Origin of the sequence: Bradyrhizobium sp. Ai1a-2, assembly GCF_000426245.1 — a bacterium.
Lineage (GTDB): Bacteria > Pseudomonadota > Alphaproteobacteria > Rhizobiales > Xanthobacteraceae > Bradyrhizobium.
In genome coordinates, this window is sequence record NZ_AUEZ01000006.1 from 19,922 (window position 1) to 30,527 (window position 10,606).

Consider the following 10,606-nt stretch of genomic DNA (forward strand, 5'->3'; position numbering starts at 1 on the left):
TATCAGCTTCCGCCATACGACGGGTCGAATTCAACGTCACCACGCGCGTTGTAGCGGCGTGGCGTGCCGCCGAAGCCGCCATAGATCGGGCGGCAATAGGGTTTGCCGCCAGGGCCGGGCACGGCCGTGTTGCCGGGGCCGCAATCGGTACGCGGTACCAGCCCCATCGAGACGGCGCCGACCGCAACGCTTCCCATCAATTTCAGGACGACGCGGCGCGAGCGTTTCATGACGGCAGTCCTGTTCTTCCGCCATTTGCGGTGGCGCAGTCTCCAACACCGGCCGATGCCAAGGCAAGCGAAAGCGTGCATTTCACGGCGATGTGCGAAGGATTCGCTCTTCTCAACCACCGGAGAAGCCGAAGGCGTGCGCGAACGAGCCGAAGCCGCCGCGCGTGACGTGGCTCGCTCCGGAATCGGACGTGCCGGAAGCCGAATGGCCTGAGGAAGAGTCGCTGCCGTAATAGCGCGAGCCGCCGCTGGAGCCGTGGCTGCTGGACGAAGATCCGCGCTGCCGGCATTCGGCGTTGCTGCTCTGCAGCAGCGAGGGCGCCGGGTCGTTCGGCGACCGCACGCAATCCTCGCTCGGCATCAGCGCGTAGGCGGTGGCGCCAACCGCCAGCGTGCCCATCAGGATCAGCACGGTCTCGGCCGAACGTTTGGTCGGTGGGTGCGGCGGCGCGGGGGCCGGCTTTCGCGTTCCGAATTCTTTGGATGGGGCATTCGACATTGGTCAGTAGATGTGGGTCAGTAGATCATGGAGGCTGCGTTGAGGGCGCCGGCGGCGAGCGAGGAAAGCCCGAGCCAGATCGCGGGCGCGAGTTCGCCGTCGGCGATCCGTCCCGACAGGTTCGGCACGGGCACCTTGACGATGAAATAGACGATGATCTGGACGATCAGCGCGACCACGCTCCAGATCAGGCAATCGATGACATTGGCGGAATGCGCGATCGCGCTCACCACCGGCAGCACGAAGCCGCACAGGCTGAGGCCCAGCGCGATCGCCGCTGCCACGTTGTTCTCGCGGATGAGCTCGAATTCGTTGTGCGCGGTGACGCGCGTGTAGGCGAAGAGATAGGCCATGACGGCGACCAGCGCCGTGCAGAAATAGACGAGGAAAGCCGGAAGTCCGGCAAGCGATTGCAGGATCATTCAGCGCGCCGTATCATTGTTTCGGCGCGGCAACGCAAAACCGAATGCTGGTCTTGCCGAGCGTGCCCCGATTCGTCCGACAACAGAATTGCACGATCCGTTGGTCGGCGCATGACAATGGCCGGTTCAATCGCATCTCGGCGGTGCCTATGGAAACAGGTCGGTGGTCCCTGATGAAAGATCATCTGTTGACGCGGCGTCAGGCCATCGGTCGCTGGCTGGCCGCAACCTCGCTCGGCATTGCTGCGTCGGAGCTGTGGCAGTCCGATCCGGCACAAGCGCAAATGCTGCCCGAAACGCCGTCGTGTGGTGCCGAAAACGCGCCGACAGTTTCGCAAACCGAAGGGCCGTTCTACACGCCGCGTACGCCCCTGAAGCGCGACTTCCGGGCTGATGCGGCGGGCGAGGCCATCACATTGACCGGCTTTGTCATCGACAGGCGCTGCCAACCTGTCGCGAACGCGGTCGTCGATCTCTGGCACGCTGACGCGCGGGGCGCTTACGACAATACCGGCTATCGGCTGCGCGGATACCAGGTGACCGACGGGCAGGGACGATATGCCTTTGAGACCATCGTGCCGGGGCTGTATCCCGGGCGGACCCGGCATTTCCACGTCAAGGTCGCGGCGCCTGGCCAGCGCGTCCTCACCACACAGCTCTATTTCCCTGGCGATGCGCGTGCCAACAGCAGCGATGGCATATTCGACCGCCGCCTGCTGATGCGCATCGACAACGCATCGGAGGGCAAGATCGGCCGCTATGATTTCGTGCTGAACATCGCATGAGTGATCGAAGAATTATTGCTCGTTTGGCCGATGCGGTCGTTGAGCCGTCCCCCGGAGCAGGCGGAATGCCAGCCACCCGAGCAGGATGATCAGCCCGAGCGCGGCAAGCGGCGCGGCCAGGGCCAGAAGTGAGATCAGCGAGGCGCTCCCGAGTTCGGCCGTTGCGACCGCCGAATTTCCAAGGCCACCGGTGAAGATGGTCGATTTTGCCCGGAGCATTGCGGTCAAACCTTGCGTGATGCCGGCGATGCCGCCTCCCGCGATAATGGCCGCCGTCCATTTCACCATCGGCGGCAAGTCAGTCATGACAGCGGCGGAAACGATGGTCCCCGCGACGACGGCAGCGGGCGTCGCCACCGTATCCAGCAGGTTGTCCACACCGGGAACGTAGAACGCGGCGATCTCGGCTATGGCCGCGGTGCCAAGCATGATGATCGCGGCAGGTGTGCCGAGCCATGCAAAGCCCTCGTTCAGGTTCGCATGTCCGGTGTAGGCGGCCACGCTCAGGATCAGCATCGGCAGGAAGAGCCGGAAGCCGGTCGCGGCGGCCAGGCCGATGCCAAGGCCAACCGACAGTGCCAGATCGAGGTTCGACATGCGTCGCAAACTCCATCAGCCCAGTTTGGCTCATCGTAGCAGCTTTTGCGAAGTTTCGATTATTCCCGCCGGTTGAAGATCGCCATGGCGAAGAATCCTGCTGTCCAATTTGAGGTCGGTGCAAAACAGAAACCCCGCCATTTCGGCGGGGTTTTCGTTGGAGCAGCGAGATCGGGGTGATCAGGCCGGGATGCGCTCGTCGGCCTCGTGCGGCTCGCGCAGCACGTAGCCGCGGCCCCACACGGTCTCGATGAAGTTGCGGCCTTCGGAGGCGTTGGCGAGCTTCTTGCGCAGCTTGCAGATGAAGACGTCGATGATCTTCAATTCCGGCTCGTCCATGCCGCCATAGAGGTGGTTCAGGAACATTTCCTTCGTCAGCGTGGTGCCCTTGCGCAGCGAGAGCAGCTCCAGCATCTGGTATTCCTTGCCGGTCAGATGCACGCGCTGGCCGCCGACTTCCACCGTTTTGGTGTCGAGATTAACCACGAGGTCGCCGGTCTGGATGACGGACTGGGCATGGCCCTTGGAGCGCCGCACGATGGCGTGGATGCGCGCGACCAGTTCGTCCTTGTGGAAGGGCTTGGTCATATAGTCGTCGGCGCCGACGCCGAGACCTTTGACCTTGTCCTCGATGCCGGCGAGGCCGGAGAGGATCAGAATGGGGGTTTTGATCTTGGAGACCCGGAGCTGCTTCAGCACGTCGTAGCCGGACATGTCGGGCAGGTTCAGGTCGAGAAGAATGATGTCGTAGTCATAGAGTTTGCCGAGATCAACGCCTTCTTCTCCGAGGTCCGTCGTATAGACGTTGAAACTCTCGGATTTAAGCATCAATTCGATCGACTGCGCGACGGCGCTGTCATCTTCTATCAGCAAAACGCGCATGCCAGTCCCCTTTAGTCGCCGCTCCTGGGCGTCAGGTCGGCCGCACTTGCGGCACTCACAAAACGCCTTTGCACAACTGATTCGGATCCTGACGAGACATGGTTAACAAAAACTGATTCCCATTCGCAAGGTCCGCGGTGCAATTTTTTTCGAATCGCCCTAAGATGTTGCATAGAAGCAGTTTTTCTCATCCGTTCTCGTTCAAGCTCCACATTAAGAGGCCGGACTAACCGACTCTCGCGACTCGCCCTTCTTCTGAACAGGCAAGCGACCTCAGTCACCCAAAGACAGTGACGCAATGATTAATGATGCGGGTAAACACGAAGTTAAGCGGATGCCGAGAAATCGGCGAAACTTAAGGTTTTCGCAATGAAGGCGCTTGCGGAACAGATCGGCGACATCGACGGCGTCAATATTTATGGCCGCGTGGTTGGCGTCCGCGGGCTCATGGTCGAGATCGCCGGGCCCATCCACGCGATGTCGGTCGGCGCCCGCATCGTGATTGACGTTGGCGGCAATCGCTTCATCCCGGCGGAGGTGATCGGCTTCTCCGGCAGCAACGCGGTGGTGATGCCGTTCGGTGGTCTCGAAGGCGTCAGGCGCGGCTGCCGCGCGGTGATCGCAAATGCCGCCGGCTTCGTGCGGCCGTCGCCGGCCTGGCTCGGCCGCGTCGTCAACGCGATGGGCGAGCCGATCGACGGCAAGGGCCCGCTGCCGCAGGGCGCCTCTCCCGTTCCCTTCCGCAACTCGCCGCCGCCGGCGCATTCGCGCAAGCGGGTCGGCAGTCCGCTCGATCTCGGCATCCGCGCGCTCAACACGTTCCTGACCTGCTGCCGCGGCCAGCGGCTCGGCATCTTCGCCGGCTCCGGCGTCGGCAAGTCGGTGCTGCTCTCGATGCTGGCGCGCAACGTCGACGCCGACATCTCGGTGATCGGGCTGATCGGCGAACGCGGCCGCGAGGTGCAGGAATTCCTCCAGGAAGACCTCGGCGAGGAGGGCCTCGCGCGCTCGGTGGTTGTGGTCGCGACCTCGGACGAGCCGGCTTTGATGCGGCGGCAGGCCGCCTATCTCACGCTCGCGATCGCGGAGTATTTTCGCGATGAGGACAAGGACGTGCTGTGCCTGATGGATTCGGTGACGCGCTTTGCCATGGCGCAGCGCGAGATCGGCCTGTCCGCCGGCGAGCCGCCGACGGCCAAGGGCTACACGCCGACGGTGTTCACTGAGTTGCCGAAGCTTCTGGAACGGGCAGGGCCGGGGACCGGGGTCGGTGCCATCACCGCGATCTTCACGGTGCTGGTCGATGGCGACGACCACAATGAGCCGATCGCCGATGCCGTGCGTGGCATCCTTGATGGTCACATTGTGATGCAGCGCTCGATTGCCGAGCGCGGGCGCTATCCCGCGATCAACATCCTCAAATCGGTCTCCCGCACGATGCCGCGTTCGGCCGATCCGGCGTTTCTCCCCGTTATCACCAGGTCGCGCCAGGTGATGGCGACATATGCCGATATGGAAGAGTTGATCCGGCTCGGCGCCTACCGGGCCGGCTCCAGCCCCGAAGTGGACGAGGCAATCCGCCTGCACGAGCCTTTGGAGGCATTCCTCCGCCAGGCCAAGGGCGAGTCGGTCAGTTTGGCCGACGGCTACCGGCAACTGGCGCAAATCCTCTCGAATTTGGAAACGGAACGCTAACTTTGTCAGGCCATCATCCGCCGCAGGTCATTAGTCGCGCCGGCAGGGCCCAGGGGGAGCCGGCCTTGTCCCGCGTTCAGAATTGGGACTTCTGGGGAGTATGAGTCGATGAAGTCACGTGACACGCTGATCCGCCTGAAGAAATTTCAGGTCGACGAGAAGCGCCGCAGGGTCGCCCAGATCGAAGGCATGATCGCCGATTTCCACCGTATGTCGGTGGAGCTTGAGCGCGAGATTCAGGTCGAGCAGGAGCGGGCCGGGATCAACGATCCCGCTCACTTTGCCTATCCGACCTATGCCAAGGCTGCGATCCAGCGCCGCGAAAACCTGACCCGATCCGCCGACGAACTGCGCATCCAGCTTGAAGAGGCCAAGGCGCAGCTCGGCGAAGCCTTCGAGGAACTCAAGAAGGTTGAGCTCCTGGACGAGCGCGACCAGGCTCGCGAGCGCGCTGAGGAGAGCGCGCGGGAGCAGGCCGACATGGACTCGATCGGCTTGATGCGCGCACGTCTCGGCGTTGCCTGAACCCTGAAATGCGGCACGTTGGACGGGAACCGACCCGGGCTGCGAAGCCCGGGTTTTGCTTTGGAAAGGTCCCGAATCCGACCGTCTGGTAGACCGCGGGCTGCCAAACTATGCTACGAAGGGATAGGATTAATTCCCGGCATCAGGCGAACAGGGATCGCGATTTGGGGGATGCTGAATGCTGACGCCGGCTGAACTGGTCTGGCTGATCGCGGCAGTTGCGAAGGGGGACGAGGCCGCTTTCGAGCGTCTGTACGTGGCCACCCGGGCGAAACTCTTCGGGGTCGTCCTCCGTATCTTGCGGCGACAGGATCTTGCCGAGGAGGTCATTCAGGACACTTACGTCAAGATCTGGAACAGCGCAGGACAATTCAATCCGGCGCTGGCGTCGCCGATCACCTGGATGGCATCCATTGCCCGCAACCGCGCTATCGACCTGGTCCGCAAGAAGGGCGAAATCTCGCTGGAGGAAGAGCCTGCGGCGATGGAGGTCGCGGCCGAGACGCCCGATCCGCTGGCGCGGCGCGAGATGACGGAGGAATTGCGCCGGCTGTTGGAGTGCGTCGGTCGTCTGGAGCCGGACCGGCAGAAGCTCGTGCTGCTCGCCTATTACAATGGCTGGAGCCGCGAGCAGCTCGCTGCCAAATTCGACACGCCGGTGAACACGGTGAAGACATGGCTGCGCCGCAGCTTGCTGGAGATCAGGGAGTGTCTTGGGTTTTGAAGGTTTGGATTTTCAAGGTTTGGATTTTGACATCGTGTGATGGCTGATAACGAGGACCATATCGCGCTCGCCGCCGAGTATGCGCTGGGCACGCTCGATGCGGAGGAGCGCGCGCAGGTCGAGACGATGATGGCGATGGACAGGGAGTTCGCCGCCCTCGTGCAGGCCTGGGAATTCAGGCTCGGCCCGCTCAACCAGATGGTGGGCCTGGTCGAGCCGCGGCCGATCGTGTGGGAGAACATCAAGAGCGCGATCGCACAGTCCTCCGGGCCGCAAGTGCCCCTGGCCGTGCCGCCGGAAGCGCCGTCACCTCCGCCGCCGCCGGTCGAGCCCAGAATCGTCGAGGCGGCACCCATCCAGGAGGCACCGGTCGTCGACGACGGGCGGGTCGTCCAACTCACAAGCCGGCTCAGGCGCTGGCGCGGCCTGGCGTCGGCGGTCAGCGCGATCGCGGCGGCGCTGCTGGTGGTGCTGGGACTTCACGTCTACCGGCCCGATGCCTTGCCTGACGCCATCCGTCCGAAGCCGCGCACGGAGATCGTGGAGGTGAAGACACCCCCCGCGCCGCCATCGGGACAATTTGTCGCCGTGCTACAGCAGGACGGTAACTCGCCGGCCTTCATCCTGACCGTCGATGCCGCCACCAGGAATTTCACGGTGCGCCGGGTCGGCGCGACGCCAGAGCCCGGGAAGAGCTTCGAGCTGTGGCTGATCTCCGACAAGCTGCCGCAGCCGCGCTCGCTCGGCGTGATCGGCGCGTATGAGTTCACCGAGCGCCCGGCGCTGTCATCCTACGATGCCGCCACCATCAATGACGCGACCTACGCGGTCACCGTCGAGCCGGAGGGCGGATCACCGACCGGCAGCCCGACCTCGGCGCCGATCTTTTCCGGCAGGCTGATCGAGAGCGTGCCGCCGGGCGCGCCGGCGCCGAACCGCTGATTCAAATAAAAAGAAAACGCCCGTGGGGAGCGGGCGTTTTCGATAGTCAACTTGGGGGTAGTTGGGGGTCTTAATATCCACGTGGCCTTTGGGGGGCTGTAAAGAACCACGTGAATTCCGTAAATTCTTCTCCTGCTCTAGCGTACGAGCGAATTGTTCGTTGAGGTGATGGCCACCGGCTTGCCGGCCTTCATCACCCGCGCGGTCTGATACTCATCCGCGCTATTCCGCGCCATGATGCCAAGGCCGGCCACAACCACACCCGCTACGAGTGCAACGACCACAATCTTCAAATGGGTCGTCCGATCCGCGCTGTAGATCGAGTGGTTCATGGAAGTCTCCTGCCGCCTTCCCTGTCGCTTAGTTTTGTCGGTTACCTGTTCCGACAGGTTCAACATCCTTGCGCCCTTCCAACATAGGAATCGCGGATTCCGTTCCGTAGGGGTCATCACAAACCCGTGAACAGGCGTGATCAGGCGCGATCGAAATCAGCGTTGAGGAGGATATTATCTAGTTATTGCAATGGTTTAGATCGCAAATTAGGCATCTTGGCCATAAGCCGTTGAAATTAAGCCATTTTCCACAAACCAGTTGCATGTGACGAAAATGCTTCGCGGCAAATCAACTGATTTGCGCCCCCGGTTACACGCTGCCGACCGTCTTCAGGCGGGCCCGCGGATGGATCTCCGCCTGCGACAAAACGGTGGTCTGCGAGCGGAACCGTTCAACCAGTGAGCGAACGAAGGGCCGGATCGCGGCCGAGGTCACCAGCACCGGTGCCTCGCCTTCGCGCGCGGCCTGCTCGAAGGCGTTGCGGGTGGAGGTCATGAACTCCGACAGTTTCGACGGCTGCATTGCCAGGCTCCTGTCCTCGCCAGTGCCCACGATCGATTCCGCGAACGCCTGCTCCCAGCGCGCCGACAGCGCGATCAACGGCAGATAGCCATTGTAGGAGGTGTTCTGCGCGCAGATCTGCCGCGCCAGGCGAGCGCGGACATGCTCGACCATGGTTGCCGGATTGCGCGAGAAGGCGAGCGCGTCCGCAATGCCTTCGAGGATGGTCGAGAGGTCGCGGATCGAGACGCGCTCTGCCAGCAGCAGTTGCAGCACGCGCTGGATGCCCGAGATTGTGACCTGGTTCGGCACGATGTCCTTGATCAGTTCGCCCTGCTCCTTCGGCAGCTCCTTCAGCAGCTTCTGCACCTCGCCGTAGGACAAGAGGTCCGACATGTTGTTCTTGAGCAGCTCAGTCAGGTGCGTCGACAGCACGGTGGCGGCATCGACCACGGTGTAGCCCTTCAGCGAGGCCTCTTCCTTCAGCGCGGCGTCGACCCAGGTCGCGGGAAGACCAAAGGTCGGCTCGACGGTGTGGATGCCGGGTATCGCGACCTGGTTGCCGGCGGGGTCCATCACCATGAACTGGTTCGGCCAGATACGTCCCGTGCCGGCGTCGACCTCCTTGATCTTGATGACGTAAGTGTTGGCCTCGAGCTGCACGTTGTCGAGGATGCGCACCGCCGGCATCACGAAGCCCATCTCGACCGCGAGCGAGCGGCGCAGCGCCTTGATCTGCTCGGTCAATCGGTCGGTGCCGTCGGGGCCGTTGACGAGCGGCAGCAGCGCATAGCCGAGCTCGATCTTGAGGTCGTCGATCTTGAGCGCGCTCGAGATCGGCTCCTCGGCGGCCGCTGCGGCGGCCGCAGCCGCAGCAGTAGGGGCGGCGGCAGCCGCGGCTTGGGCGGCCTTGGCGGCATGCTTCTGCTTGCGTGCGGTCCAGGCCAGCGCGGCGGCGCCGGAGCCCAGCGCCAGGAACGGGATCATCGGGATGCCCGGCAGCAGCGACAGCACGATCATCACGCCGGCCGACATGCCGAGCGCCTGCGGATAGCCCGAGAGCTGATTCATCAGCGCCTTGTCGGCAGCACCGGAGACGCCGGCCTTCGATACCAGCAGGCCCGCGGCGGTCGAGACGATCAGCGCCGGGACCTGCGTCACCAGGCCATCGCCGACCGTCAGCACGGTGTAGGTGCGCGCGGCCTCGGCAAAGCCGAGGCCCTGCTGGGCAACGCCGATGATGATGCCGCCGACGACGTTGATGAACACGACGAGCAGGCCCGCAATGGCGTCGCCACGGACGAATTTCGAGGCACCGTCCATGGCGCCGAAGAAGCCGCTTTCGTCCTCCAGCTCCTTGCGCCGTTCCTTGGCGACCTTCTCGTCGATCAGGCCGGCCGACAGGTCGGCGTCGATCGCCATCTGCTTGCCCGGCATCGAATCCAGGTGGAAGCGTGCGGCAACTTCGGCGATGCGGCCCGAACCCTTGGTGATGACCACGAAGTTGACGATGACCAGGATCGCGAACACGATGATCCCGATCACGAAATTGCCGCCCATCACGAAATTGCCGAAGGCCTCGATGACGTGGCCGGCCGCCGCCGTGCCCTCATGGCCGCGCGACAGGATCAACCGCGTGGAAGCGAGGTTGAGCGACAGCCGCAGCATGGTCGAGATCAACAGGATGGTCGGGAACGAGGAGAATTCCAGCGGCGCCTGGATGAAAAGCGCGGTCATCAGGATCAGGATCGACAGCGTGATCGAGATCGCCAGGAACAGGTCGAGCACGATCGACGGCAGCGGCAGGATCAGCACCACCAGGATGGTGAGGATGCCGAAGGCCAGCGCGATGTCGCCGCGCTTCAGGACGTTGGTGATGTCGGCGAGGGAAAAGCCGCCGGATGCCGTGCCCTGACCCGCCGTCACGTCGACCATGGTAGCCCGATCCCCCCGCGCCCGCCGGCCGCGGTCGCCCAATGTCTGCGCGGCGGCTTGCGGGCCGCCGCTCCGAAAGTGAGGCACCGCACTGGCGTCCACGGGGATCTCCTCCCGTTATACGCGATCGACGACACTCGACTTCACCCGGCAATTTTTGCCCAGCGTATGGTTAGCAAAGGGTTAACGGTACTGTCCTTTCGGGGCGCTGGAGGAAGATGAGGCCTGGACTGTGGCCTCGCCCTTCGGGGTCCCGCGGCAAGCCCGGGACGACGCGGGGAAAGGTCCGATTCAAAATTTTCAAACAGCGGTCCCGTAGGATGGGTAGAGCGAAGCGAAACCCATCAGAGTAAGCTGCGCGAATGATGGGTTTCGCTTCGCTCTACCCATCCTACGTGGATTTAAATAGCGGATGTGAGTTCGCATTCTCGCGACGCCTTGCGCCCGAGCTTTGCTTCACTTTCCACCCTCCTCGATATCAGAGGGCGCAGGGAAAGCCGGGTGCCGGTTGCACCCGTGGGTCCCGTGCAACAAAA

General features: G+C 63.3%; 12 protein-coding genes. 5 read left to right on the forward strand and 7 right to left on the reverse strand.

Annotation, left to right across the window (positions count from 1 at the left end):
- Positions 1-2: 2 nt before the first annotated feature.
- From K288_RS0106360 to K288_RS0106370, 3 genes are all read right to left on the reverse strand, one after another.
- Positions 3-230 carry a hypothetical protein gene (locus tag K288_RS0106360; RefSeq protein WP_027578770.1) on the reverse strand — a complete coding sequence of 76 codons (228 nt, stop codon included), beginning with the start codon at positions 228-230 and terminating at the stop codon, positions 3-5.
- Positions 231-342: 112 nt separating this feature from the next.
- Complete coding sequence (locus K288_RS0106365; protein ID WP_343207747.1) at positions 343-642, reverse strand: hypothetical protein; 300 nt, start codon at positions 640-642, stop codon at positions 343-345.
- Positions 643-746: 104 nt separating this feature from the next.
- Complete coding sequence (locus tag K288_RS0106370) at positions 747-1,151, reverse strand: DUF350 domain-containing protein (protein ID WP_027578772.1); 405 nt, start codon at positions 1,149-1,151, stop codon at positions 747-749.
- A 173-nt stretch (positions 1,152-1,324) separates the two neighbouring features.
- Between K288_RS0106370 and K288_RS0106375 the strand changes: the two genes are divergently transcribed.
- On the forward strand, positions 1,325-1,936 hold the full coding sequence (locus K288_RS0106375) for a hypothetical protein (RefSeq protein ID WP_027578773.1): 612 nt from the start codon (positions 1,325-1,327) through the stop codon (positions 1,934-1,936).
- A 12-nt stretch (positions 1,937-1,948) separates the two neighbouring features.
- On the opposite strand, the gene K288_RS0106380 is transcribed toward K288_RS0106375, so the two are convergent.
- Complete coding sequence (locus K288_RS0106380) at positions 1,949-2,533, reverse strand: DUF4126 domain-containing protein (RefSeq protein ID WP_027578774.1); 585 nt, start codon at positions 2,531-2,533, stop codon at positions 1,949-1,951.
- Between the two features lie 180 nt (positions 2,534-2,713).
- Positions 2,714-3,415 carry a response regulator transcription factor gene (locus tag K288_RS0106385; protein ID WP_016848562.1) on the reverse strand — a complete coding sequence of 234 codons (702 nt, stop codon included), beginning with the start codon at positions 3,413-3,415 and terminating at the stop codon, positions 2,714-2,716.
- Positions 3,416-3,784: 369 nt separating this feature from the next.
- On the opposite strand from K288_RS0106385, the gene fliI reads away from it, so the two are divergent.
- The 4 genes from fliI to K288_RS0106405 all read left to right on the forward strand — a co-directional run bounded on the left by fliI (position 3,785) and on the right by K288_RS0106405 (position 7,301).
- On the forward strand, positions 3,785-5,110 hold the full coding sequence (gene fliI / locus K288_RS0106390; protein ID WP_027578775.1) for a flagellar protein export ATPase FliI: 1,326 nt from the start codon (positions 3,785-3,787) through the stop codon (positions 5,108-5,110).
- Between the two features lie 108 nt (positions 5,111-5,218).
- A complete protein-coding gene (gene fliJ, locus K288_RS0106395; protein ID WP_027578776.1) occupies positions 5,219-5,635 on the forward strand; it encodes a flagellar export protein FliJ in 417 nt (138 codons plus the stop codon).
- 178 nt (positions 5,636-5,813) lie between these two features.
- Positions 5,814-6,359, forward strand: coding sequence for a sigma-70 family RNA polymerase sigma factor (locus K288_RS0106400; protein ID WP_027578777.1), 546 nt, complete (start codon positions 5,814-5,816; stop codon positions 6,357-6,359).
- A 39-nt stretch (positions 6,360-6,398) separates the two neighbouring features.
- Positions 6,399-7,301: an anti-sigma factor gene (locus tag K288_RS0106405; protein WP_027578778.1), complete on the forward strand. Its 903-nt coding sequence runs from the start codon at positions 6,399-6,401 to the stop codon at positions 7,299-7,301.
- Positions 7,302-7,438: 137 nt separating this feature from the next.
- On the opposite strand, the gene K288_RS0106410 is transcribed toward K288_RS0106405, so the two are convergent.
- Together K288_RS0106410 and flhA are read right to left on the reverse strand one after the other, a co-directional pair.
- The gene (locus K288_RS0106410; protein WP_027578779.1) at positions 7,439-7,633 is read right to left on the reverse strand and encodes a hypothetical protein; all 195 of its coding nucleotides are present in this window, start codon (positions 7,631-7,633) and stop codon (positions 7,439-7,441) included.
- Positions 7,634-7,943: 310 nt separating this feature from the next.
- Complete coding sequence (flhA, locus tag K288_RS0106415; RefSeq protein ID WP_152535415.1) at positions 7,944-10,172, reverse strand: flagellar biosynthesis protein FlhA; 2,229 nt, start codon at positions 10,170-10,172, stop codon at positions 7,944-7,946.
- Positions 10,173-10,606 lie beyond the last annotated feature (434 nt).